At 37.2% G+C, this 26,859-nt stretch carries 21 protein-coding genes, 1 tRNA gene and 3 pseudogenes; 4 read left to right on the plus strand and 21 right to left on the minus strand.

Going from position 1 to position 26,859, the window contains the following annotated elements; translation table 11 throughout:
- Window positions 1-52: 52 nt before the first annotated feature.
- Window positions 53-340, minus strand: coding sequence for a transposase (locus tag HMPREF9333_RS01545; RefSeq protein WP_005539295.1), 288 nt, complete (start codon window positions 338-340; stop codon window positions 53-55).
- Between the two features lie 86 nt (window positions 341-426).
- Between HMPREF9333_RS01545 and HMPREF9333_RS01550 the strand changes: the two are divergent.
- Window positions 427-1,326 (plus strand): annotated as a pseudogene (locus HMPREF9333_RS01550) (relaxase/mobilization nuclease domain-containing protein); the annotation flags it as partial.
- A 99-nt stretch (window positions 1,327-1,425) separates the two neighbouring features.
- Here the strand turns inward: HMPREF9333_RS01550 and HMPREF9333_RS01555 are convergent.
- The 20 genes and pseudogenes from HMPREF9333_RS01555 to HMPREF9333_RS01645 all read right to left on the minus strand — a co-directional run bounded on the left by HMPREF9333_RS01555 (window position 1,426) and on the right by HMPREF9333_RS01645 (window position 25,446).
- On the minus strand, window positions 1,426-2,280 hold the full coding sequence (locus HMPREF9333_RS01555; RefSeq protein ID WP_005539300.1) for a nucleotidyl transferase AbiEii/AbiGii toxin family protein: 855 nt from the start codon (window positions 2,278-2,280) through the stop codon (window positions 1,426-1,428).
- On the minus strand, window positions 2,280-2,873 hold the full coding sequence (locus tag HMPREF9333_RS01560; protein WP_040882087.1) for a type IV toxin-antitoxin system AbiEi family antitoxin domain-containing protein: 594 nt from the start codon (window positions 2,871-2,873) through the stop codon (window positions 2,280-2,282). The genes HMPREF9333_RS01555 and HMPREF9333_RS01560 overlap by 1 nt, the downstream gene beginning before the upstream one ends.
- A gap of 369 nt (window positions 2,874-3,242) precedes the next feature.
- Window positions 3,243-3,698 (minus strand): annotated as a pseudogene (locus HMPREF9333_RS13720) (single-stranded DNA-binding protein); the annotation flags it as partial.
- A gap of 3 nt (window positions 3,699-3,701) precedes the next feature.
- A pseudogene (locus tag HMPREF9333_RS13140) lies at window positions 3,702-4,127 on the minus strand (ATP-binding protein); the annotation flags it as partial.
- A 147-nt stretch (window positions 4,128-4,274) separates the two neighbouring features.
- A complete protein-coding gene (gene larE / locus HMPREF9333_RS01570; protein WP_005539306.1) occupies window positions 4,275-5,096 on the minus strand; it encodes an ATP-dependent sacrificial sulfur transferase LarE in 822 nt (273 codons plus the stop codon).
- A gap of 24 nt (window positions 5,097-5,120) precedes the next feature.
- Window positions 5,121-6,524, minus strand: coding sequence for a dipeptidase PepV (gene pepV / locus HMPREF9333_RS01575; protein ID WP_005539308.1), 1,404 nt, complete (start codon window positions 6,522-6,524; stop codon window positions 5,121-5,123).
- Window positions 6,525-6,769: 245 nt separating this feature from the next.
- Window positions 6,770-11,434: a PolC-type DNA polymerase III gene (locus HMPREF9333_RS01580; protein WP_005539310.1), complete on the minus strand. Its 4,665-nt coding sequence runs from the start codon at window positions 11,432-11,434 to the stop codon at window positions 6,770-6,772.
- A gap of 91 nt (window positions 11,435-11,525) precedes the next feature.
- Window positions 11,526-12,596, minus strand: coding sequence for a flavodoxin-dependent (E)-4-hydroxy-3-methylbut-2-enyl-diphosphate synthase (ispG, locus tag HMPREF9333_RS01585; protein ID WP_005539312.1), 1,071 nt, complete (start codon window positions 12,594-12,596; stop codon window positions 11,526-11,528).
- Between the two features lie 277 nt (window positions 12,597-12,873).
- Window positions 12,874-13,926, minus strand: coding sequence for an RIP metalloprotease RseP (gene rseP / locus HMPREF9333_RS01590; RefSeq protein WP_005539314.1), 1,053 nt, complete (start codon window positions 13,924-13,926; stop codon window positions 12,874-12,876).
- A gap of 149 nt (window positions 13,927-14,075) precedes the next feature.
- Window positions 14,076-15,353, minus strand: coding sequence for a 1-deoxy-D-xylulose-5-phosphate reductoisomerase (gene dxr / locus HMPREF9333_RS01595; protein ID WP_005539317.1), 1,278 nt, complete (start codon window positions 15,351-15,353; stop codon window positions 14,076-14,078).
- A gap of 75 nt (window positions 15,354-15,428) precedes the next feature.
- On the minus strand, window positions 15,429-16,256 hold the full coding sequence (locus HMPREF9333_RS01600; RefSeq protein WP_005539318.1) for a phosphatidate cytidylyltransferase: 828 nt from the start codon (window positions 16,254-16,256) through the stop codon (window positions 15,429-15,431).
- Window positions 16,256-16,996 (minus strand): isoprenyl transferase, encoded by a 741-nt coding sequence (locus tag HMPREF9333_RS01605; RefSeq protein ID WP_005539320.1) that lies wholly within the window; start codon window positions 16,994-16,996, stop codon window positions 16,256-16,258. The genes HMPREF9333_RS01600 and HMPREF9333_RS01605 overlap by 1 nt, the downstream gene beginning before the upstream one ends.
- Window positions 16,997-17,035: 39 nt before the next feature.
- Window positions 17,036-17,590 (minus strand): ribosome recycling factor, encoded by a 555-nt coding sequence (gene frr / locus HMPREF9333_RS01610; protein WP_005539321.1) that lies wholly within the window; start codon window positions 17,588-17,590, stop codon window positions 17,036-17,038.
- Window positions 17,591-17,600: 10 nt separating this feature from the next.
- Window positions 17,601-18,293 carry a UMP kinase gene (gene pyrH / locus HMPREF9333_RS01615; RefSeq protein WP_040882090.1) on the minus strand — a complete coding sequence of 231 codons (693 nt, stop codon included), beginning with the start codon at window positions 18,291-18,293 and terminating at the stop codon, window positions 17,601-17,603.
- Between the two features lie 201 nt (window positions 18,294-18,494).
- Window positions 18,495-19,967, minus strand: a complete 1,473-nt coding sequence (locus tag HMPREF9333_RS01620) for a hypothetical protein (protein WP_005539325.1) — start codon at window positions 19,965-19,967, stop codon at window positions 18,495-18,497.
- A gap of 505 nt (window positions 19,968-20,472) precedes the next feature.
- On the minus strand, window positions 20,473-21,195 hold the full coding sequence (locus HMPREF9333_RS01625; RefSeq protein ID WP_005539326.1) for an ABC transporter ATP-binding protein: 723 nt from the start codon (window positions 21,193-21,195) through the stop codon (window positions 20,473-20,475).
- Complete coding sequence (locus tag HMPREF9333_RS01630) at window positions 21,188-22,036, minus strand: ABC transporter ATP-binding protein (RefSeq protein WP_005539328.1); 849 nt, start codon at window positions 22,034-22,036, stop codon at window positions 21,188-21,190. Before HMPREF9333_RS01630 ends, HMPREF9333_RS01625 begins: the two co-directional genes overlap by 8 nt.
- A gap of 1 nt (window position 22,037) precedes the next feature.
- Window positions 22,038-23,195, minus strand: coding sequence for a branched-chain amino acid ABC transporter permease (locus HMPREF9333_RS01635; protein ID WP_005539330.1), 1,158 nt, complete (start codon window positions 23,193-23,195; stop codon window positions 22,038-22,040).
- A 92-nt stretch (window positions 23,196-23,287) separates the two neighbouring features.
- The gene (locus tag HMPREF9333_RS01640) at window positions 23,288-24,169 is read right to left on the minus strand and encodes a branched-chain amino acid ABC transporter permease (protein ID WP_040882092.1); all 882 of its coding nucleotides are present in this window, start codon (window positions 24,167-24,169) and stop codon (window positions 23,288-23,290) included.
- An 80-nt stretch (window positions 24,170-24,249) separates the two neighbouring features.
- Window positions 24,250-25,446, minus strand: a complete 1,197-nt coding sequence (locus tag HMPREF9333_RS01645) for an ABC transporter substrate-binding protein (RefSeq protein WP_005539333.1) — start codon at window positions 25,444-25,446, stop codon at window positions 24,250-24,252.
- A 438-nt stretch (window positions 25,447-25,884) separates the two neighbouring features.
- Between HMPREF9333_RS01645 and HMPREF9333_RS01650 the strand changes: the two genes are divergently transcribed.
- The 3 genes from HMPREF9333_RS01650 (at window position 25,885) to HMPREF9333_RS12090 (ending at window position 26,814) form a co-directional block, all read left to right on the plus strand.
- Window positions 25,885-25,964: transfer RNA gene (locus tag HMPREF9333_RS01650), tRNA-Leu, on the plus strand.
- 222 nt (window positions 25,965-26,186) lie between these two features.
- A complete protein-coding gene (locus tag HMPREF9333_RS01655; RefSeq protein WP_005539335.1) occupies window positions 26,187-26,369 on the plus strand; it encodes a hypothetical protein in 183 nt (60 codons plus the stop codon).
- A complete protein-coding gene (locus HMPREF9333_RS12090) occupies window positions 26,329-26,814 on the plus strand; it encodes a DUF2335 domain-containing protein (RefSeq protein ID WP_005539336.1) in 486 nt (161 codons plus the stop codon). Before HMPREF9333_RS01655 ends, HMPREF9333_RS12090 begins: the two co-directional genes overlap by 41 nt.
- Window positions 26,815-26,859: the final 45 nt, after the last annotated feature.

Raw genomic sequence — 26,859 nt, forward strand, 5'->3', positions numbered from 1 at the left:
AAGGGTTGAGCCATTCATGTCAACAAGCAGACGGCGTTGTGCTACATTAAGCTCAGAAACCTAGATTTTTTTTTAGCCACTCGTTCTGAGTGGTAAGTTTGCCAATCTGAGCATATAAATCATTTATTTCAGATTCATGTGCTTTTTGAGCTTTGCGTTCTTTTGATAAATTATCTTGGAATAGTGTATACAACTGAGACTCAGCTTCTCGTTTCCATTTTGAAAGCATGTTTGGATGAATATTGTTCTCGGCAGCTATCTCATTGATTGTACGCTCGCCTCGAATTGCTTCAAGGACAAGTTTCGATTTTTCCTCCGGGGAGTGTTGTTGTCTTGCCATATTTGGACTCCTTTCGCTATAAAATTATACGGAAAATCCAACTTAGAAACAATAATTTTTTTGTCTTAATTTATGGGTTCATTATAAACAACCTTTCCGTCATTGATGAACACTACGAAAGCTTTAAGAAAAAATATAGGACGAACGGTAAGTCTTGGTATGAAAATGGGCAAGCAAAAAGAGGTACTTCTTGGAAAAGCAGGCTTCAATTTGATATTGATTACATGGTAAAACAGTCTAAGGATTGGGACGAATTTCTAAAGAAAATGACCGAGCTTGGTTATGAAATTAAGTACGGTAAGCATATCGCTTTTAAGCCGAAAGATAAGCCAAGATTTACAAGATCTAAGACGATTGGCGAAGATTATACCGAAGAACGATTAAAAGAACGCATAGCAGAAAGAGAAACGATTAAGACTCCTCCTGTAAAAAAACGCATCGGAAATATCATTGATATGAACACCAATGCAAAGGTAAAAGAAAGTAAAGGCTATGAATATTGGGCAACGAAACATAACCTTAATACAATGGCAGAATCCGTTATCTTTATCAGAGAACATGGCATAAAATCCGTTCAGCAGCTTGATGAATTTATCAAGAAAAGTGCTGATGAAAGACAAAATTTACAGGATAAAATCAAAGCGATTGATAAGGAAATGGAACAGTTATCCACTACGATGGAGCAAGTTCATATTGTCAAAAAATATCGTGCCTATTACAAGGAATATAAGGTAAATCCGTCTGATAGGGCATTTTTCGAGGAATACAAAGCTCAGATTACCCTCTATGAAAATGCTCTTTCTGAACTTAAAAAGTCTTATTCCAAACTCCCAAATTCAAGGGATATTTTATCTGAGCTTGATAAATTGCAAGAAAAAAAGAATACCCTTATGCAGGAGTATTCTTCCTCAAAATCGACTATGGACGAGCTTTATCAGATACGAAAGAACTATGGAATTTATATGGGTAAGGAGATGGAGAGATAAATCTTCATCTCTTTTTTCCTTTTATCTTTCATATCTTTTTTCTATTTTGCGGATTCCACATTATCATTTTCTTGTTTTTGTATTTGCTCTATTCTTTTTTCAACGGTGTTTTACAACATCTAATTTAGCTTCTATGGATAGCTCCCTAACCGAATGTATTACCTCATCCCAAGTATATTCACCTGCATATTTAAACTTTTTCTGATAAATGTTCCACAACCTTTTCATATCTTCATCTGATTTTACTATCTTCAATACGCTTTCTACATTTTCTAAAAGGCTAAAATTTCCTCTCTTCTTAGCAGTTCTCTCTAACGCTAAAGCCAATATATCAGCATTTATATTTTGTGATTTTAAGAGTATGTGAATATCATAAAAATCTCTCATTCTTGTATTGGTTATGGATCTTGAAATGACAGTCTCCAGCTTTTCTGCCAAAACCGTTTCAATAGGATATGTCATAATTGGGATTGTTCTATCTTCAAACATCAATTTGTATGAATAGGCTATTTCTCTTGGAGTAATCACATCACCTGTAGAAATATAAATCTTCAAAGGAATAACTGCTCCATCTAATACAGCATCCATACTGAATCGTATCCCTGAATATTCTGCTTCATCCATAATTTCCGATACTTTTTTAATTCTGAACTTCACATTATCATCTAAATCTATATTTGAAATTTCTGTAATTGTACGCTCCATATCAACTATCGTTAAAGGAATACCTTTAATTGTAGTATCTATATCCATTGTAGCCCTTGCCTCTACCCCTACAAAAGCTGCTACCAACATTCCGCCTTTTAGGATAAAACTTCCATTGTATTTTGATGAAGATACTCGCTCTAAAAACCGCTCCATCATATATTTTCTAATCAGTACATGGGCTTCAATACCGACTTCTTTTGACAAATTTCGTATCAAATCTTTTAGTTGTTTTGATGAATGAATCATTATAATAACACCTCCAAATATTTACTTAACATATGATTTACTCGAAGTTTTTTTGCATATTCCATAAGCAGGTGCAAATTCTTGTCTTTACGCCTAATATACTGCTTCATTGCATCCTGAAAAATTTGAATTTCAATTTGTGAACGACTACGAATCATATCACAAACAGTACGCTCAGGATTATAGATGAAAACTTCATTTCTAAAAGGTGTTTTTGCTTTTGAAATCCCAAGTTCAAAAAAGTCTTTTTTAATAGAGAATACTTTTACACCATCTTCTCTTAAATGAGTGGCATTATATCCACTTTTTACTGTAACAGTATATTGCAGCGGCTCTTGATCCGTCATATCAAGCAGAAACAAGGCTGTATCGTGAGAAAAGATTGTTTTCGGGCAACGAAGCTGTAATAAGTACAGTCCATCTTTCCATACATCCGGAGAACAATAAATTCCATGTGAAATACGCTCATAATTATATTTTTCTACAAATTTTGCCAAAGTCGTTTTAGAAATTCCTTTACTGATGACTTCTGAAGTTCTTAACACTCCATTACCCACAGTTGAAATTTCCCCAATCTGTTCTAACTGGTTCATGAACTCACTTCCTTTCACGCTCTTATTATATATTATATAAGCGTAAAAGTAAACATATAGACAAAAAAAGAGACGGTGCAGCCCTAAGACCACACCGACAAACATTTATCTCTCCGTTTCTTTTGGTTTTTCTTTACTCTCTTTCGGCTTTTGCTTATCTTCCGCCTGATATTCTTTGATAGCACCCAGTATGGATTTTTTATCGTTTTCTTTCCCTTTTTCAGAGCCGGTTAAGGTATTTAACTTGGCTTTCATTTTTTCAATATCTGCTCTAATCTGTCCTGCCTGTTCCCAAGAATCTGCATAAAATAAGTCTTTTTCTCTTTCTTCTATCTCACTTTTCAGTTTAGCAATCTCTTGACTCTTATCCTGTCCTTTCATCTGTTCTTTCGCCTTTAAGAGCTTTGAGGATAATATCCTTACATTGCTATGCTCCTTGCCGTTATCATCAATAGAGGTTCTAAGCTGTCCGAATAGCTTTACGAAATCTCCCTGTTTAAAGTCCTTTGGAATATCACTCTTTTCTCCGTAGGCGGAGCAATTATGATACACCTTATTCCCCTTATCATCTTTAGAAACTACGGAGAAATTTGCCACCTTAAAGGCTTCTCCGTTCTTATTTTCTCTTTCGATTACATCTACATTGCCTACAACATTTCCGACAATATTTACAAGGTCATCTTTCTCCTGTTGAACATAGGGCAGGTCTTTTATCTGTCCCTGTTCTCTTAAATCTTCAATCATATAGTCGAAATCTTCATGAAGCAGATTGATGGTGTCATTTGCCATATAAGCATCATAAAGCTTATCTAATGCACTCTCATTTTGTCTGAGATATACTTTTCCATCATATGATTTGATAACTCTATCAGACGAAACATCTACAGATATAATTAATATTTTATCTTCCTGATTTCTATTATTTTTGACTGTTACAATATCAAATTTTGGATTTATGGGCGTTTCCTTTAATTCAGTCAAAAATATATTTCTATACTCATCAATACCATGTGCTTTTTCACAATTAAAACCTGTAACAGTTCCATCATCTTCAATGCCTATAACTAACTGCCCGCCTTCCGCATTAGCAAACGCTACTAAATATCTTAAAATATCCAGTGGTTTTATCCTTGCACTTTTCCTATCAAAAAATTGATTCTCACGCTCAAAACGATAAAAATTCAACTTATCCAAAATATGAGTACTCATAAGTCTGTCTTGTATAATAAACCCCGGCAGAAATTCACTACACATTTTCCTTTCTTGGTTATTTTCTATGATAATCAGTTTCAGATCCTGTGGATCGGTCCTCCAAATTTTATATTTAAAAAAATGAGATGAGCGGACATGCTCACCCCATTATATAGTTATATGTTTTTACCACTCGTCAGGACTGATTTATTAATCCTTATCAATCACTTCATCCATACTTCCCGATCTGAAACCCTCTATATCAAGATTTATATATTTAAATCCGATTTTTTTAAGCCCTGCTATTATACTTTCACGTTCTTTTATAAATTTTAAAAAGTCATCAGGCAAAATTTCTATCCTTGTTATATCACCATAAAGTCTTATCCTACACACATCAAAACCTAACTGTCTAAGCAGCTTTTCACCTGTATCAACCATCTCAAATTTATCAAGCGGAAGCTTAGACCCGTATGGAAATCTGGTCGCAAGACATGGTGCAGAAGGGCGTTTTGCCACACTTATACCCAGTTCGGCAGCAAGGAGCCTGACATCACTTTTTTCAAATCCGCATTCTGCAAGCGGACTTATGATGCCAAGCTCCTTAAGTGCGGCAAGACCGGGTCTGTATACTCCAAGATCGCTTTTATTGGTTCCGTCAAATACATATTTTGCACCCAGCTCATATGCCGTCTGTTTTGCTCTTGAAAACAGTGTATATTTGCAGTAAAAGCACCTTTTTACATCATTCATAAGCACTTTTTCGTTATCTGTCTGGTCTATATACTCCTCAACCAGTCTTACACCGTACTCTTTTGCAAGCTTTCTTGTAATCTCAATATCGGCTGAGGGCGAAAGAAAGGTATTAAAAGTCAGTGCCGTTACCCTGCTCCCTCTCTTTTTAGCCTCTTCAACCGCAATTTTAAGCACAAGGGCACTGTCAACGCCGCCCGAAAATGCTACTGCCACATCACTGTCAAGAAATTTCCCTATATATTCCCTTAATGTATATGACAATCTGTTAAAATCCATCTTCAATCCGTATAAACTTTGTTTTTAACTGCAAAGCTCAACTATTACCTGTGCAAAGATTTTTGCAGATGCTACAAGTTCACTTATTACCATAAATTCATCAGCACCGTGCATATGTGTATCGGTTCCGGGGAATATTGCACCAAATGCAACCCCGTTTTTTATATCATGCACATAAGTAAGACCTCCTATGGCTATGGCACCTCCCTTAAGACCTGTGTACTCCTCATAGCATTTATTTAAAGTCTGTACAAAATGCCCGTCTCCCGGAACCTCATGAGGCTCCGTCATTGTCTGATTGGTAAGTTCAACACCGGCAGCACTGAGTTTAACCCTAAGTGTAGACATTATATCCTTTGTAGAGGCACATATAGGGCATCTTAAGTCAAATCCTCCGTCTATATTATCCTGAGTAACCTTAAGAAGTGAAAATGCAAGTGTAAGTTCACCGCTTTTTTCATCGGAACATTTAATTCCCAGACTTTTTCCGTCAGTTTCTCCATGAGGCATAAGCTTATAGAGATTATTCAGTATCTCAATCTGTTTTGATTTTGCAAATTTAAGTCTGCTTATAAGCAGGAGGAGAGCCGTAATCGCATTATTTCCGTTCTGAGGAGTTGAACCGTGTGCATTTTTTCCCATTGCGGTTATCTCAAATACCGGCTCAAGATCAAACAAAAACTTAATTCCGGTTTCCGCACTTACTTTATCAGCCTCAGCTTTAACATCATCAATCTTAAGACCTTCAATCACCATCTTTGCCTTAGGCGGAACTACATTTACCTTAGTACCTGCTTCAATTGATACTATTCTGGGAAGCTCTGTACTTTTTTCAAAGTTTGCTACAAAATTTCCGTGAAGCTTTCCCTTTTCTATATTTACAACAGGATATTCGGCATCAGGTGAAAATGATAAAGGTGCTTCCTTTTCAAATTTATAATAATGCTTTATACATTCACTTCCACATTCCTCATCGGTACCAAGTATAAGCCTTACATTTTTACTGAGAGGTATATTGAGCTCCTTTAATGCTCTGAGTGCATACAGTGCAGCAACTGCCGGACCCTTATCATCTGAAGTTCCCCTTCCGTATATCTTTCCGTCCTCTATATGCGGTTTAAAGGGTTCGGTCTTTGTCCATCCTTCCCCCTCCGGAACCACATCAAGGTGTGCAAGTATATCAAGTCCTTTTTCCTTGTCATTAAGATCAATCGCTGCAACATAATTATCATAGTTTTTCACTGAAAAACCATAGCCTTCTCCCATTGAAATAGCTGCCATAAGTGCCTTATACGGTCCTTCACCGAAAGGCATACCCTCCTTATACGGCATTTTCTGGCTGTTAATCTCGCAAAGTTTTATTATATCGTCTATCATCTCCTGTTTATGATCTTCGATATACTTTTCAATCTCATTTTTGTATTTCATTGGTAAAATCCTCCTAAAATTTTTATACAGTGATAAACTGTCAGATTTTTACGAAAATACCAAATAGTTGTTTTTGTTGAGTTTATTAAAACTTTCCAACTAATTACTTGTTATTTTTTTATTAATGATAAAAATATGACAGCCTTATTTTAAACATAAAAGCCCCTCTTGTCAATTAAAACAAAAGGAGCTTTTAAACAGTAGAACAAAAAGCTTTTCATCATTAAAACAAAAGGAACTTTTAATCAATACAAATCAAATATTGAGATCTGGCTGCTCTGAGGCAGCCCCTGCAAAAGCCCCAGATTTTCAAGCAGCTCTGCAGTTGATTTTCCTATCTTTGCCCTCTCCATAAGGTCATCTTTAGAGATAAACTTTCCACCGGCAGCCGCATTTGCTATCTGATTTGCCGCTATCTCACCAAGCCCGTCTATACTTGAAAGTGCAGGCATTATCTTTCTTTCTTCGGTAATTATAAACTTCTGTGCCTGTGCCTTATATATATCTATCGGTTCAAATTCTATCTTTCTTGCATACATCTCCTGTACAATCCTCATATCCCTTAAGGTATCGGCATCCTTTGAAGTAAGTGCGGATTCGCCCTCACGTCTTTTATAATCATTTATATAATGCTCAAGTCTCTCTTTTCCGAAACACATAATCTCATATGAAAAACCTGTCGCTCTTATAGTAAAATACGAAGTATAATACTCGATCGGATAAAATATTTTACAATAAGCTATCCTCCATGCCATCATAACATAGGCAGCTGCATGAGCTTTAGGAAACATATATTTAATCTTTTTACATGAACCTATATACCATTCGGGTATGCCTGCATCACGCATAATCTCTTCCTGTTCAGAAGTAAGTCCCTTGCCCTTGCGCACAGCCTCCATTATCTTAAACGATATCCCCTCCTCAATTCCGTTGTCTATAAGATATATCATTATATCATCTCTTGTACAGATTGCCGTCCTTATAGTGGCAGTCCCGGATTTTATAAGTTCCTGTGCATTTCCGAGCCATACATCGGTTCCATGTGCAAGCCCTGCTATCCTTACGAGATCTGAAAGCCCTTCAGGTTTTGCATCTATAAGCATCTGCATGGCAAAATCGGTTCCGAACTCAGGCACGCCTAAAGCTCCCAGCTTACAGTTCATTATGTCTTCAGGTTTTATATTAAGTGCACTTGTATCCTTGAAAAGGCTCATTGTTTCCTTTGAATCAAGCGGTATATCCTTTACCGGATCTATGCCTGTAAGATCCTGGAGCATCCTTATCATGGTCGGATCCTGATGGCCGAGTATATCAAGTTTAAGAAGATTGTGATCTATGGCATGATAATCAAAATGTGTTGTAATTGTTCTGCTGTTCATGTCATTTGCAGGCTTTTGAACCGGAGTAAATGTATCTATCTCCTCACCGTGAGGCAGTACTATTATTCCCCCCGGATGCTGCCCCGTAGTTCTTTTTACGCCTACACAGCCCAGCGAAAGTCTCCCTATCTCAGCCTTGTTTTTTCTTTCACCATGTTCCGCAAAGTAATTTTTAACATAGCCGAATGCAGTCTTTCCGGCAAGTGTTCCTACAGTTCCTGCTCTAAATGTAAATCCCTTGCCGAAAAGCTCCTCTGTATATTCATGAGCATGAGGCTGATATTCTCCCGAAAAATTCAAGTCTATATCAGGCTCCTTATCCCCCTTAAAACCTAAAAAGGTTTCAAACGGTATATCAAAACCGTCCTTTTTAAGCATTTTACCGCATTTGGGACAATATCTGTCAGGCATATCACAACCTGCCATACCTACATAAGCTTTAACCTCAGGCGAATCAAAATCAACATATTTACATTCACAGTAATAATGTGCAGGCAGGGGATTTACTTCCGTAATTCCCGAAGTATATGCCGCAAATGAAGATCCTACCGACCCTCTTGAGCCTACAAGGTATCCCTCCTCATTGCTCTTTTCGACAAGCTTTTTTGCAATTATATACATAACCGCAAAGCCGTTTGAAATTATTGAATTCAGCTCTTTTTCAAGTCTGCTGCGGACTATATCCGGAAGATTTTTTCCATACTGCTCATACGCCTTTTCATAACACGCATTTCTAAGCATCTCATCAGAATTTTCTATCACAGGAGGACATTTATCAGGTCTTACCGGATTTATATATTCAACCATATCGGCAATCAGATTTGTATTTTTTACCACTACCTCATATGCTTTTTCACTTCCCAGATACTCAAATTCTGAAAGCATCTCGTCGGTAGTCCTGAAATAAAGCGGCGGCTGCTTATCAGCTCCCTTTATATCTTTGCCAAACATTATTATACGCCTGTAAACCTCATCTTCAGGATTTATAAAATGCACATCACCCGTTGCAACAACAGTTTTTTTATAAGCCTGACCAAGTGCTACTATCTTTTTATTTATATTTATTATATCCTGAATACTTTTAAGAGTGTTCCTCTCCTCTTCCAGAAGATAGGCATAGTTTACGGCAGGCTGTATCTCAAGATAGTCGTAAAATTCAACAATTCTTGCAAGCTCATCATCTGAAGCACCTCTCATTATTGCATTAAAAAGTTCACCTGATGAACATGCAGAGCCTATTAAAAGCCCTTCACGGTATTTTACAAGCAGTGATTTAGGTATCCTCGGTTTTTTATTAAAATATTCAATAGATGATAATGATACAAGCCTGTACAGATTTATACGTCCTATATCATTTTTTGCAAGCAGGCTTACATGGCTTAAGTTCATCTTTTTTACCATGTCGGCGTTTGTTTTTGAAAGCTCACTTATATCCTTAAGCCTGTTAATATCCCTTTTGCGCATCATATCCATAAATTTAAGCCATACATAGGCAGTAGCCTGTGCATCGTCAACTGCACGGTGATGATTTTCAAGAGAAATATCAAGTGCTTTGCATACCGTATCAAGCTTAAATCTTCCAAGCTGCGGCAGTAAAAGTCTTGCAAATGCAACGGTATCTATAATTGCCGGTTCATATACAAGTCCCTGCCTTTTTGCATTCTCCCTTATAAAACTTGTATCAAATGAGGCATTATGTGCAACTGCCGCCGAATCCGCACAAAATTCAAGAAACTTCGGAAGCACACTGTCTATGTCAGGTGCATCAAGCACCATTGAATCATTTATACCTGTAAGTTCCTCTATTCTGTACGGTATAGGGCGTCCCGGATTTACAAAGCTTGAAAACCTTGAAGTTATAACACCTTTTTCTATTCTTACCGCACCTATCTCTATAATACGGTCATTATGCGGAGAAAATCCGGTGGTTTCAATATCAAATACTACAAAATTATCATCAAGCGTATACTCTCCCGGATTTTCAACAAGCCCTTTTAAATCATCGGCAAGACAGCCCTCCATACCATATATTATCTTAGGCGGCTTTTCCATCTTCTTTTTATCAATACTGTGATAAGCCTCGGTAAATGCCTGTACATTGCAGTGATCGGTTATTGCAACCGCTTCCATACCCCAGTCATACACATGCTGTATTATCTCCTTTGCGGATGCTATACCGTCAAACTCACTCATCTTTGTATGGCAATGAAGCTCAACACGTTTTCTTTGTGCAAGGTCAAGCCTTTTATCTCCTGCCGCTCCGAAAGGTTCACATGATTTAATTCCCTTGACCGAACCTATAACAAGCTCACCGTCATATTTATCAATTGTCGCTGCACCGTAAAGCTTTATAAAAGTACCCGGAGCGGCAGCCTTTCTTATCTGTACTATACTTTCCTCATCAGTAAATACCTTTACCGATATTGAATCGGTAAAATCACTTATTGAAAATATATAAAGTATTGAACCCGTCTTCTTTATAGTTCTTTCTTCAGCCGATATAATTTTTCCCTTTATTATTATATCTCCGGCTGCTCCCATAAGGTCGGCAAGTTGTATAAATTTATCCTCAAAATCTCTGCCGTAAAGCACATCAGGCGAAGAAGTCTTTTTAAACGTGCCCGGCTTATTCCTGTTTGCTTTTTTTTGTGTATTCATATAGTCGTCAGACTCGCCTCCTTTTATAGTTTTTACAGACGACTTTATATATTGTTGTTTCCGCATCTGAATGCTGGCATCAGACTCATCTTTTTTCACAGAGTTTACAGAGCCGGTCTGCTCTATAAAACTGTATTCGGGATTATCTACAGTAATATACTCCGGATTCGTTTCTATAAAACTTTTTATCTCTCCTTTGGATCCGCCGGACTGTGCATATTTCCCGGTGTTTTCTCCGAAACTGCCCGCCTGTGCATATCCTCCGGTATCTCCTGCAAACCCGCCTGCCTGCATATATGCCTTATCATCTCCTGCAAACTTTCCTGCCGCTGCATACACCTCCTCATATACCGGCTTTTTATATTCAGTATACCTCGGCACAACAGTGCATTTTATGCCGCATCTGTCATTAAATATTTTTTCAAGAACCGTTATAAGATCATTAGCTGCTGAAAGATTAAGCGGGTTTTTCTCAATACTTATCTCCATTACCGGATTCTTGTTTAAAGCTCCGTAAAATTGTATATCCGCATTTTTCAGTATGGAATATTCTACAATTTTATAGTTTCTAATTTCCGAAAGTATACTGTCCTTATAGGCTTCGTATAAATTTTCAGGCGTATAGGCAGCTGAAAGCCTGTATTTTTCAATTATTACTATACGGACATTTTTATATGCAAAAATTTTATCCTTTATAAGCCGTTCCATATCATAGATATATCTCTTATGAATAAGATGCTCTGAACATATATATATTTTTATATATGCAAAATCCGCCGAACTTACAATTTTCTCAACTTCGACGGATTTAAATATAGCAAATATTTCATCAGAAACGCTTAAGTTCGGAAATGCCTCAAATATCTTTTTCATTTATCTTTTTAATTCCTGCCTTATAAATATAAATCAAAATGTATAAATATTCTAATTACAAACAGCCTAATCCTGTATTATCCGGGCAGCTTCAGCCTGCATTATTACAGGAAGCCTCAGCCTGCATTCGCTTAAGTTCCTGTTTTAGCGCTTCAAGCAGTTCGTTTTCAGGAAGCTTTTTTATAACCTTGCCCTTTTTTATAAGAAGCCCCTCACCCTTGCCTCCTGCTATACCGATATCAGCCTCTCTCGCTTCACCCGGACCGTTTACCACACAACCCATAACCGCAACCTTTATATTGAGGTCAAAATCGCTTACAATCATCTCCACTTTATCCGCAAGGCTTATAAGATCAATTGAGGTTCTCCCGCAGGTAGGGCATGATACCACCTCAATCCCGTCTTTCCTTAAACCCAGGCTTTTTAATATAAGTTTCGCACATTTCACCTCCTCAACAGGATCACCAGTAAGACTTACCCTTATAGTATCACCTATTCCCTGATACAATATTATACCAAGACCAACCGATGATTTTACAGTCCCTCTCTGCAATGTACCTGATTCGGTGATCCCTATATGGAGAGGATAATCACAGCTTTTTGCCATAAGTTCATGTGCCTTTACACACATCATTACATCGGAAGATTTTATACTTACCACAAGATTTTCATAGCCAAGCTTCTCTATGACGGCTACTTTGTCAAGTGCCGACTCAACTATACCCTGTGCAGTTACCCCATTATACTTTTCAAGAATTTCTTTCTCAAGTGATCCTGAATTTACACCTACCCTTATAGGTATATCTTTCTGTCTTGCAGCCTCTACAACCGCCTTAATTCTGTCATAAGAGCCTATATTTCCGGGGTTTATTCTGATTTTATCAGCCCCGTTTTCAATAGAGGCAAGAGCAAGTCTGTAATCAAAATGAATATCCGCCACAAGAGGTATATGTATATTTTTTTTAATTTCCTTAAGTGCCTCTGCCGCACTCATATCCGGCACTGCCACCCTGATTATATCACAGCCTGCTCTCTCAAGCTCCAGAGTCTGCCGGATTGTTCCTTCGATATCATCTGTTTTTGTATTGCACATTGACTGTATAAGCACAGGAGCTCCCCCGCCTATCACTCTGTTACCTATTTTGATTTTTCTGGTTTTCATTATAATCCGTACTTTAAGTTTCTATAAATATAATCTTTATTAAATATAATATGTATTTTAATTTACCCCAATATGATACATGTTTGCATTTCCTGAAATTAAATTTCTAAGGAAATCATAACTTAAACTGCATTTTTCAGACCGGCTGACTGCCGTTTACAGATGCGGCAAAAAAACACATATAAACGTCATAAACAGGACAAACAACCTCTCGCATTCTTATAAATTTACTTGGATCTGCATCATATAAACGGCATAAACACCCCAAACAGCACTTTTATCTTATAACCAAATGTTTTATATCATTAAATAATATAAATACCATCAAAAGCATAAGTAGTGCAAAACCTGCAAAATGTATATAGCCCTCAGCTTTCCGGTTTATAGGTCTTCTTGTAACGGCTTCTATTAAAATAAATAAAATCCTGCCGCCGTCAAGTGCCGGTATAGGCAAAAGGTTCATTACGCCAAGATTAGCACTTAAAAGTGCCATAAATACTCCCAGATTTAAAAGTATAACCTTTATTCCTTCAGGCTTTGATTCTTCAACGGTATCGCCTATCGCCTTTACTATTCCGACAGGTCCGCTCACCTGAGACGGCTTTATTTTGCCGGCTATCATATAAAGAATCCCCTCAACAGCCATATTTATATTGTATTTTACTTCATTTAATGAATAACCCAATATACTTAAAGGATTTTTAAGCATACTTCTCTTTTCAGGTCTTATACCTATGAGATAACCCTGTCTTTCGGCAGAATATTTCGGTTCAAGTAAAAAATCAAGTATCTGTGTTCCCGTCTCGGTATTTCTTTTTATTTTAACATTAAGAGTTTTACCCGGATTCATGTATATATACAACGGAATCTCTCTGTATATAGTTATATCTTTATTATCAATCTTTATAATCTCATCACCTTTTTGTATGCCCGCCTCAACCGCCGGATATCCCTCAAGTGCCTCCGCTATAACAGGCTTGTCAACGCCTATATTTGCTATAATTAAAATAGATATAAAAAATGCAAGTATAAAATTAAATAAAGGACCTGCAAATATAACTAAAAACCTGTCTAAAACTCCCTTTGAGTTAAAACTGCCCTCAAGCCTCTCTTCTTCTTCATCCTCACCAAGCATCATGCATGAGCCTCCAAGAGGCAAAAGCTTGATTGAATAAATTGTTTCCTTACCATTGATTTTAAAAAGTCTGGGACCCATGCCTATCGAAAATTCAACGACCTTAATCCCTGCCCTTTTTGCAAAAATAAAATGCCCCAATTCATGTATTAAAACTATAAAACCAAATACAAACAGTGCAATAATTATATTCATACTATCCTTTGATATCCTCCGTATCTTTAATCCGGTATTTATATATTCCATATTAAATAAAATATATAAACGCCTTTATCCCGGCATAAACTTTATTATACCGTTTTTTATATTTTATGAATCCTGTATTTTGTTAATTCTATGTTTTATTAAATTAAATTCTCCAGATAATCTTCAACCTCTTTTTTTATGTCTATAATATCATTAAGCGAAGGATTTATGATTTTTTTATGTTTTCTCATAGCCTCCTTTATAATCCCGCTTATATCATTAAATCTGATTTTATTATTCAAAAATCTTTCTACCGCATATTCATTTGCCGCATTAAACACCGTCGGCATACTCCCGCCCTCACATGCAGCCTTGTAAGCAAGGGCAAGCCCCTCAAAAACCTCCATATCAGGTTTTTCAAAGCTGATAGTTGAAATTTTATAAAAATCCAGCCTGTTTATATCCGAATATCGCCTGTACGGGTAATATAGAGCGTACTGTATAGGAAGCTTCATATCAGCTGCTCCAAGCTGTGCCATAACGGCACCGTCTTCAAACTCAACCATGGAATGCACCACTGAGGACGGCTGTATAAGCACATCTATCTTATCAGGGGCAACACCGAATAAATGGCATGCCTCCATAACCTCAAGCCCTTTATTTACCATGGTTGCAGAATCTATACTTATCTTTTTCCCCATACTCCAGTTCGGGTGCTTAAGTGCATCGGAAAGTTGTACAGTCTCAAGCTGTTTTTTTGTATACCCCCTAAAAGGTCCCCCTGAAGCGGTAAGCATTATCCTCGAAATGTTTGAATGTTCACCGCTTAGACACTGAAATATCGCTGAATGTTCAGAATCAACCGGCAGTATATCAACATTATACTGTTTTGCAAGCGGCATAATTATATGACCTGCACATACAAGACTCTCCTTATTTGCAAGCGCCAAAGTCCTGCCCGACTTTATGGCTGCTATGGCAGGTTCTATGCCTATCATGCCTACTACCGCACTTAGCAGTATATCGTCCGAAGATTCTATATTGTAGCTCCCGGAAGATTCTATACTACAGTGATTACAGGAAGAAATACCGACATTCTCAGCCTTACCGGATGAAATATCATCAGTAATTATACCTGCACCGTTTGAAACACTGCCGATATCTCCGGCTCTGTAAGAAGCAACCTCAATAAGGCCCTCCATACCGTATAATACTTTGCAGCCGGTATCTTTTACTCTGACCTTTAAATCAAGAGCCGCATCTTCGCTCCAAAGCGAAGCTATATCAGGTTTAAACTCCCTTATCTGGGCTTCAAGTTTTGATACACTGCTGTGAGCGGCAAGTGCCGTAATTTTTATATCCCTATGCAGTCTTACCACATCAAGTGCCTGCAACCCTATTGAACCTGTGGAACCTATTATACTTAATTTTTTCATTTAAAGTACCTAATTAATAAAAATATAATATAAATTTAAACTATTGAAAAGCCGCCGGATAAAAGCCTGTATCTTTTAGATAAAAAAATATAATGCAAAATATATTGCAGGTGCGGTAAAAAGCATTGAATCAAATCTGTCCAATACACCTCCATGACCGGGAATTAAATTACCATAGTCTTTTATATCATAATTTCTTTTTATGGCGGAAGCCGCAAAATCACCAATCTGCGATATAATAGAGCCTAATGCACAGGCTATGCCGCATATAAGTCTTAAATCATGACCGGCATCCATTTTTTCTAAAAATATCCATGCATATATAAATCCCAGGAGCGCCGCACCGCATACCCCCCCTACACAGCCCTCAACGCTTTTTTTAGGGCTAAGTTCAGGAGCTATCTTATGCTTTCCTATAAGCATACCCACAGTATATGCACAGGTATCACTTCCCCAGCTTGATAAAAAAATCAGCCATACAAGATATTTCCCATTATACAATACCCTTGTTTTATATAAAAATGAAAAAAGTACAGCAACATAGAATATACCGAAAAATATACCGCATATATCATCAATCTTGTATTTAGGAAATGTAAATACATATATTCCCATTAACATTATAAGTGATGCCGCTGCCGTAAAAGAACAATACTCTCCAAAAATCCCTGCCGGTATACAGCCGCACGACTGTATATATACAAAAACATAATATATAACCGCAAAAATATATCCCACATAGGAAATATTTTTTTTCTCAATTTTAATAACCCTGTAAAACTCATACATACCTATAAGTGCAAGTACCGCTGAAACAAGGAGTAAAAATATACCCCCTGTATTTACCAGAAAAAAAGCGGCAGCCAACAGCACAGCTCCGCTTATAAGCCTTGTAAGAAACATTATCTGCCTCCGAATCTTCTCTCACGCCTGCTATACTCGGCTATGGCTTTAATCAGCTCAGCCTTATTAAAATCAGGCCAGTAGGTATCTGTTACATAAATCTCACTGTAGGCTATCTGCCAAAGCAAAAAGTTTGATATTCTAAGCTCACCGCTTGTTCTTATTAAAAGATCCGGATCGGGAATACCGGCGGTATCAAGATAATTATCTATTAAACCGGAATTAACATCTTCAATCTCAAATTTACCGTTAAAACAGTCCGACATTAACTTTTTAAAAGCTCTTGTAAGCTCATCTCTTGAACCGTAATTAACCGCAAATGTAAATGTCATACCGGTATTATCCTTTGTGCTTAATATCAATTTGTCAATTCCCTGCCTTATATCGGCATCAAATCTTGACTTATCTCCTATCATCCTTACTTTAACATTGTTATCATTTGCAACCTTTACAAGCTTTACCATATAAAACCTGAAAAGTGCCATAAGTGCCGAAATCTCCTGCTCGCTCCTCTTCCAGTTTTCAGTCGAAAAGCCATATACAGTCAGATATTCAACTCCCAGCCTTACACAATCCTCAACTATACCCTCAAGTGTTTCACAACCCGCTTTATGCCCTGCCGCTCTCGGCAGATTGCGAGACTTTGCCCACCTTCCGTTGCCGTCAAGTATTATGGCAATATGGCGGGGTATTTTTAAATCCCCGCCTGCCGAATCAATCTCAATATTATTATTTCCCATTGTTTTAATCTATACTTTTGTATGCTGTCCTTTTATAAATCAAACTGTAAGAATCTCTTTTGATTTATTTTCAATGTTCTCATCAATTTTTTTAATTGATTTATCAGTAGCTTTCTGTATCTTATCTTCAAAATCCGCCAGTGCATCCTCACTTATCTCACCGGCTTTTTCCGATTTTTTCATATGATCTATAGCATCTCTTCTTATATTTCTTACTGCAACCTTGGCAGCCTCTCCTTTTTTCTTTATATCCTTTACAAGCTCCTTACGCCTTTCTTCTGTAAGCTCAGGAAATACAAGTCTTATTACATTGCCGTCATTTGTAGGATGTATACCCAGATCGGACATATTTACAGCTTTTTCTATCTCCTTTAAAAGTCCCTTTTCCCACGGCTGTATCACCATGACCCTTGCTTCAGGCACTGAGATATTACCTACCTGCTGTATGGGAGTCGGAGTTCCGTAATAATTGACCTTTATCTTGTCAAGCACATGCGGATTCGCTCTTCCTGCCCTTATAGTTGCATATTCGCCCTGCAATACGCTTATAGTTTTTTCCATCTTTTCCTGAAATTCTTTTACATTAACTTCCATTATTCTTCTCCTATACGGTAACTATGGTACCGCTAATTTTTCCCTGCATAGCTTGTGCTATGGAGTTTTTACGATTTAAATCAAAAACGGCAAGTGCAATCTTATGTTCCATACACATCACCGAGGCGGTAAGATCCATGACCGCAAGTTTCCTGTCTATAACTTCCTGTATACTTACCACATCATATCTTGAAGCCTCTTTGTTAAGTCTCGGATCGGAATCATATACTCCGTCAACAGCTTTTGCAAGAAGTATAATACCTGCATCCATCTCAACTGCCCTTAATACAACCCCCGTATCTGTTGAAAAATAAGGATGTCCGGTACCTCCGGCAAAAAACACCACTTTTCCCTGTTCAAAGCACTCATTTACTCTGTCCTTTGAGAAAAGTTCAGTCATGCTGCCACAGGTAAATGATGAAAATACCGCCGTACACATACCCTCACTCCTGAATATCTCGGAAACGTATATACAGTTCATCACAGTTGCAAGCATCCCTATCTGATCCGCCTTTACCCTGTCTATTCTTTCAGAAGTCCTACCTCTCCAGTAATTTCCGCCTCCTATAACTATACCCACATCAAGCCTGCCTGAATCACACATTTGCTTTGCCTGTATAATCTGGGACGCCACTCCCTTTACAACTGCATCGTCATAACCTCCGCTCTCACTTGCAAGAGCTTCTCCGCTTAATTTCAGCATGACCCTGCGGCAGCCGTATTTTTGGGAAAATGCCCTGTCTTTAAAAATTTCTTCAAAATTTATCCCTGCCGTATCATTATCAGCACTGATGTCGGTTTTAGCTCCATTTTCTTTAGCCTGCATAGTTTTCCCCTGAAAATATTTGATTTATGTTTCAGAGTATATCACAATAATTATTTTTTGAAAAGGTTCATATCAGAGCTAAAGCATTGTCTTTATTATAGTATGTGCTATATTCCTGCCGCTCCTGGCATCGCTTGGAGTCTTTGATATTGTAGTCCAGTACCGATCATCACCGTAATAAACTATCTTGTAATGCTTTCCCTCCTCTTTGAGCTCAAGTCCTATAGCGGCAAGTTCCTGCCTCATCATGGCGGATACACATTCATAGCCTCTAAAAAGCCGTTTTACAGTCTTTTGTTTATCTTCAATAGTATTTTTAAACTCATTATTAATCACTATATCATTAAGAACATCCCATCGCCTGGTCTTTTGTTCAGTTTTTTTGAGCACTTCATCAAGTGATGAAATCACTATCTCCTTTATCTCACCGGAAAAAAGCTCATCCTCATCACCCATATATATAACAGGCACTGATGAAAACGAATTTACCTTTTCTCTAAGTCCCTGATTTTCATATCTTAATATATCATTATGTCTGCTCAGCTCATCAACCTGTGCTTTGAGTTTTTTAAGTTCGTCATCAAATGATTCATAAACCATTTCTTTCTCATCTTCAGCGGATTTTCTGGCTTTTTCCGCAGACTTTCTAGCTTTTTCCGCCGAATGTCTTGCAGCTTCAGCCGCAAGCCTTTTTTCTATCTGCCTGTTAAGCGTATCACTGAGCATAGCATTGCTTACTCCGTACCATGTATAAAGTTTTTCTATATTTTGTGAACTTGAGTATCTTAATATAGTGCTTATTATTTTCCCTGTCAATACACCTGAGCTTCCGTTATAAGTTCTGTAAAGATATCGTTTTCTCAAAATTGCAGGATTCGGATAATATATCCCTACCGCACCGTTAAATTCATTATTATCATAACACATCCGCCTGCATTTTGCATTTGATGCCCTGTTTTCCTGTACAAGCACATGAGCGATGCCTTTAAGACAACGTGCCAGATGGTTTACATCAACGGGATCCGTATTAAATATAGTCTTTGATACATATATTACAGGCAGTTTATATCTTATATCTCCATTTATCAAATCTGTAATAAGCTCAATATTGCTCTCATTAATTAAAACCGGCTCATCAGATACTTCAAGCATTTCATCATTTTCTATATAATCCTTATCTATAAGTTCGGCAATATAATGAGGGGTTGAAAAATCCGAATCGTCAAACACCGTATCTTCTTTATAGCTCCTGTCAAGCTGAATACACAATTTCATATCATCAAAATTCATAATATAATCACTATCCCACACTATACCGTCAGAACCGGTTTTTTCACAACGTACCGCCATTATATTTCTGCACTTATAGTATGATATTTCCAGCCACAGGCTATCTTTCCCAAAACGTGTATTTTCATCCCCGATCCACTCTATACCGGATATTATATCATCAGGATCGGAGCTGCCTTTGTTCCATTCAATTATGCTGTTTATAAATTCATCCTTACCCATGGCTTTTTTTATATCAAGAATAGTAGAAAACAGTAACATAATCACACCTCCCATATTTTAATGTGAATGTACTTTATATATACTCTTTATTTTATACTTTTGGCAAAAAATATGAGTAAGTAGCCATTTTTGCAAAAAATGAGCGGATTACAAATATTTTTGCAAGGATTGCGAGAAGCGAAGCTGTAGCAATCCTGTATCAATAAGTATCAAATACTTTTGATACCTACATTATTGTATGACATTATATAACATATTTTTTAAATGATACTGTACGGTATTATTATATCGATATTATTGTTTATTATATATACTAAATGATGCTGTATATTTAGTATAATGCTTTCCATATCCAATTATAAAATATATTTTAAACCTGATTGATATGATAAAAAGCTATATAAAAACCATATAGTAAGCTGTTTTTATACTATTATTGCTGTGATATTTTGTCAATAGTTAAAATATTGATGATATATAAAATTATTTCAATTATTAAAAATATAGAAGTATAAGCCTAAAACCTGCTGCCAATCATTTTTTTCTAATTGACATATTTTTCATTTCTGTTTTTTCCCAGATAAGCCTCTCTTACCGATTCATCGGCAAGAAGCTCTTTGCCGCTTCCCTTAAGCATCACCCTGCCTGTTTCAAGGACATACGCATATGAAGCCGCATTCAGTGCCATATTTGCATTCTGCTCAATTAAAAGCACTGTAACACCTGATTTTTGTATTTCATTTATTATTTCAAATATGCCTTTTACTATAATAGGAGCCAGTCCAAGTGAAGGCTCATCCATCATAAGCAGCTTAGGTCGGCTCATAAGTGCTCTTGCCAGAGCAAGCATCTGTTGTTCGCCTCCTGAAAGAGTACCTGCATGCTGCCAATGTCTTTCCTTAAGTCTGGGGAACAGACTGTAAATCCACTCTATATCATTACTTAACGAATCTTTTCTAAGATATGCACCTATCTTTATATTCTCAAGTACCGTCATATCAGGAAATACACGTCTTCCTTCAGGTACAAGAGTTATTCCCCTTGATATTATATTTGAGGTTTCAAAGCCTGTTATATCATCGCCCATAAATTCAATTTTTCCTTCTGCAGGTTTTATAAGACCTGCAACCGTTTTAAGTATAGTAGACTTTCCGGCGCCGTTTGCACCTATAAGAGTAACTATGTCGTTTTCTTTTACTTCAAAATCAACTCCCTTTACCGCCTCTATACTCCCGTAATTTACCTTAAGCCCGTTTACTTTAAGCATTTTCTTCAACCACACCCAGATAAGCATCTATAACATGTTCATTGTTTTGTATCTCATCCGGGGTCCCTTCCGCTATAAGTTTTCCAAAATCAAGTACATAAACCCTGTCGGATATACCCATTACCAGATCCATGTGATGTTCAATCATAAATATGCCAAGTTTATAATCATCCCTTATCTTACTTATAAGTTCAGTAAGTTCATGTGTTTCCTGAGGGTTCATACCGGCTGCCGGTTCATCAAGCAAAAGCAGTTTAGGATCAAGTGCAAGTGCTCTGGCGATCTCAAGCCTTCTCTGCAAACCGTATGGAAGGCTGCCTGCCCTTTCATCTTTATATTCTATAAGCCCCTGCATATCAAGAAGCTCTTTACTTTCCTCTAACATCCTTTTTTCTTCGGAAGAATTAAGCCGCAGCACTGCTGAAAATACATTCTGCTTTGCATTTGTATGTTTAGCTATAAGTACATTTTCAATAACACTTAAATTGCCGAAAAGTCTTATGTTTTGAAAAGTTCTTGCCATTCCCTTTCTTGTAATCCTGTCAGGAGTGTTTGACACCCTCTCTATCTCATGTTCCGGAAGCGTACCTAAAAAATCCTTTTTTTGCCTGTTCTTAGGAAAAGCACCTATCACCGTGTGCCCGTCAAATACTATCTTTCCGACAGTAGGCTCGTAGATGCCTGTAATGCAGTTAAATGCCGTAGTCTTTCCCGCTCCGTTCGGCCCTATAAGTGCAACTATCTCATTTACACCGACATTTATTGAAAGATCATTTATAGCAAGGACACCTCCGAACTGCATACTTATATGTTCTGCAATAAGTATATTATTTTTACTCATACTAAGCCTCCCTGTCATTTAAGATTCTTTTAACGCCGTCATCAGAGTGATTATCCTGAATATCGCTTCGTCCGCTACCTGCTCCGGCAGAATTTCTTTTTTTAAACAGATTAAAAACAGCCTCCCATGAAAATTCATTGGTACCCATAATTCCCTTTCTATAAAAAAGCACTACTGCCATTAAAAGTATTGAAAATATAACCATACGAAATCCCGCTCTAAACAGAGGTATATTTATACCTGCCAGAGTAAGCGGTTCATCAAAGAATCTAAGCCACTCCCTGCCTGAGGTAATTAAAAATGCACCCAGTATACTTCCGGTTACGCTGCCTATACCGCCTAATACTACTATAAGCAGTATATCATAGGTAAGTGCTATCTGGAATGTCTTTGAATCTATTGAACCCATAAACATTGCCAAAAGCCCTCCGCCTATACCGGTAAAAAATGAGGATATCACAAATGACAGCTCCTTATATTTAAACAGATTTATGCCCATAGCCTGTGCGGCGGTTTCATCTTCTCTTATTGCTTTAAATACCCTGCCGTATGATGAATTTATAAGCAGCACAATTAAAGCTATACAAACTGCACATATACCGAATATGGTATATAGATTCGGAAATGAAGGTATGTTTTTTAAACCGTATGAGCCGTTTGTAATCTTATTAAGCTGCGGTGAGGCTATAAAAGCTCTTATAATCTCTGAAAAGCCTAATGTGGCTATCGCAAGGTAGTCGCTTTTAAGTCTAAGCACCGGTATCCCTATAAGTGCGGCACAAAATGCCGCAAAAATCCCTCCTGCTATAATCGCTGCCCAAAAAGGCATATACATCTTTTCTATAACCGGTGATATACCGTTCATATAATAGACAGCCGGTCTTTGAGCCACAGGTATTGTTAAAATACCTACCGTATATGCCCCTATTGCCATAAATCCCGCCTGTCCCAGTGAAAACAGACCTGTAAAGCCCGTTACCAGATTCATCGAAACTGCAACAAGTGCATATATCGCAGATCTTACAAGTATACCTGTGATATAGCTGTATTTATATTTATTTGCTTCAAGGAATATAAGCAATAATATGCATAGTATAAATACTGCCGCACTGCATATTCTATATTTATTTTTATCTGAATTTTTGTTTTTAGTTTTCATTTTAAATTAATTCCCATCAAATTAAGTGTTCATTAAGCTGCATCAAGCCGTTATGTTATATTCTCAGACCACATATCTTTTAAATACTGTCATTAAACCTTATCAACTGCCTTCTCCCCAAAGATACCCGTAGGTTTTACAAGCAGCATAATGATTAAAAGTACAAATGTAAATGCGTCTGAAAAGGTTGAATACCCTGCCGCAGCAAGTGCGGTCTCTCCTATCCCTAATATAAATCCGCCCACTACTGCACCGGGTATACTTCCTATCCCGCCTATAACCGCAGCCACAAAGCATTTAAGACCGGGCAGCGAACCTGAAAACGGATACAGCGTCATCCTGTCGGTAAAATAAAGTATTGAACCTATACCTGCAAGGAGCGAACCCATAGCAAATGTAAATGACACTATCCTGTCTATCTTTATACCCATAAGCCTTGCAGTTTCATAATCCCTTGAAACCGCTCTCATAGCCATACCGGTCTTTGATTTATTTACTAAAGCTATAAGAAGATATACAAGGATTATAGTAAGCACCGGTGTAATTAATGTAACAAGTGATGTGCTTAAATTTTTAAATACTATTACTTTTTTCAGTACCGGTATACTGGGATAACCCTTTGGGAGTGCCGTAAAAAGATAGGTTGCAAGATTTTGCAAAAGATATGAAACACCTATTGCAGATATCATTACACTCATTCTCGGAGCATCCCGCAATGGGCGATATGCCGTCTTCTCTATAAGCACGCCCAGTACGGTCGTTGCTATAAGGACTATGGGAACGGCTATATACCAAGGCATCACTGCCATTGCAAATATCATAAAATAACCTGCCATCATAAAGATATCACCATGTGCAAAGTTTATAAGCCGCAATATCCCATATACAAGTGTATAGCCTATGGCTATAAGTGCATACGCACCTCCCAGCGATATACCTGTAAGGCACTGCTGCAAAAAAGTCGTAAAATTCATAAGGCTTTTTGCCTCCATTTCAATTCTTCGTTTAAATTAATTTTAAAGAGTCCGGAAAGCCCGGACTCCCTGATACTTTATTAATCAAATTTTGTAGTCGTAAGGAATGTAATTTTTCCGTCCTTAACGGTTTTTATATATGCAATCGACTTTTTAGCATCACCGTTTTCATCAAATGAAAGACTTCCTGTAACGCCGTCGATTGAAACATCCTTTAGAGCCGCCTGTATTGCAGCCGTATCAGTGCTTCCGGCTTTCTCTATAGCTTTTAATGCTACTATATAACCGTCATATCCAAGAACTGATACTGCCGGAATTATCTCAGGCTGTTTATTCTCCTTAAGGTATTCCTTAAAGCCCGGGATAAACTTACTTGCCTCATCATTTGCAGGTTCAGCCTCATCAAAAAATGTTGAAAAAACTATACCTTCCGCATTTTTGCCTGCATTATCGATTATAGTCGAGTTCTCCCATGTATCTCCTGCACCAATCACCGCAGTAATTCCAAGTTCCCTTGCCTGTGATATTATAAGCGGTGCAGTTGTTATAGATGACGGTGCAAATATGAAGTCGGGTTCTGCCGCTTTTATATTTGTAAGCACCGCTCTGAAATCAGTTTGATTTGTCTGAAACTGTTCGGATTTTACAATCTCACCGCCATATTCCTTAAATGCCTTCTCAAAAAATGCACCAAGCCCTGAGGAGTAATCATCTCCAAGCTGTGTAAGCACAGCTGCCTTTTTCGCTCCGGAATCTATAGCGTACTTCGCCATAATCTTTCCCTGAAACGGATCTATAAATGCCACCCTGAAATAGTATTCATTTCCTAACGTTACCTGCGGATTTGTACATGAAAGCCCTATTGCAGGGATTTTAGCCTGTTCAAATATAGGTGCGGCTGCAATAGATACACTTGAACCGTAGCTTCCCAAAACCATCGTTACCTTATCGCTTACAAGCTTCTGTGCCGCACTTACCGCCTCGGTTTTGTCAGACTTGTTGTCAACTTCAACCAATTCAACCTTATATTCCTCGCCGCCTACATTCACTGTCGGATATACCTTATTTGCATACCGTACACCCAAAACTTCCTGTAGACCGCCTCCGCCGTTTTCACCTGAAAGCGGTTCAAATACACCTATCTTTATAACCTTCTTTCCGTCAGCACCTGTATTTTGACCTCCCGAGCCTGAACAACCCGCTATAAAAAGGGTTGTAATAGACATCAAAAGTGAAAATACTGCGATGTGCTTAAATTTTAGTGATTTTAATTTCATAATACTTACCTCCATCCTTTATTAATAACATATAAATACAGTTTAATATAAAATGCCGCCTATGATAAATATTTTCCGTTTATAAGGATTTTAATAAATATTTTTAATCCGAATAAAGGCAAATCTTTATATATTGTCTTTGGCAGAAAAACAATTGTATTTATACGAAATTTGACACTTATTATAACAGAAAAAAAATATATTTCAACAATAAATTTTAGTTATACCCATATAAAAAGCCCTATATCTGCACTTTTTTCAAAATATAAGGCTCCGTTATAAATAGCTTATAAAAATAAAAGCTTTAAGTATAAAAGATTATAAAAGATTTATATAAAAGTTTTATACATTTAAGTTGACATATCTTAAAAGCTGGTATACACTATCCTCTGTCTTTGTAACAACATAATACATTGTATGTTTAACAAAGTTTATAATGCGGGTATGGTGGAATTGGCAGACACGCAAGATTTAGGTTCTTGTGGGAAACCGTGCAGGTTCGAGTCCTGCTACCCGCAGTTTTTAATTATATCGCTGATACGGCAAAACCCTTGCAGATATAGTACTTGCAAGGGTTTTATTTTACCGGTTTCATTAAGTTTATACTATTTGCAGCATGTTTTTTATACCGGTATGCCACAAATCACAAATAGCAACACGACATTTAATACTTTCTTCACTTTTATTTTCTTACAAAATATTGTATCATATATAATATAACATGTAAGGAGGACAATAATATGAAAATCAGCAAGGATTTTTATAAGGGCTTTAATAAATTATTCGGATGTCCGGAAAACAGGTTGTCATATGATGAATTAAATAAAAATCTAATTATAGAAAGCTACAAAGGGATAAAAAGCGATTGGGAGGCTGTAGGTAATGACATCAGAAAAGCAGCAGGAAATTTCAGCAAAAAATAATGATAATTCTGATACATTGGTAGATAAAGAAGATATATCAACAAAAGAATATTCACTGTCCGCTTCTCTTTTTTCAGGACCGTTACCGCCACCAAGTATATTACAAGGATATGAAGACGTATTGCCCGGCTCTGCAGATAGAATTTTAAAAATGGCAGAAAAAGAGCAGTCTAATAGACACGATTTAATAAATAAGCAAGTAAATTCCGAGATTAGAGACAGTTTTATTGGTATTATTAGTGCTATTTCACTTTGCACCGGTTTAATTATTTTTGGGGTTGTTATATTCTTCTGTGCTGATGATATTAAAGTTCAGTTGGCAGGTGTACTTACATCTGTTATAAGTGCTATTGCTGTGATTTTACGAGCCGTTTTATCAAATACCAGAAACAGTTGGAAACCAATAGAACACGATACAGAGGAAGAAAATTTAAACAAGAAGTAAAAACAGCCACGAACCTGCTTGCTCGTGGCTGTTTTGGGTTTTATT

This window comes from Johnsonella ignava ATCC 51276 (assembly GCF_000235445.1).
GTDB lineage: Bacteria > Bacillota > Clostridia > Lachnospirales > Lachnospiraceae > Johnsonella > Johnsonella ignava.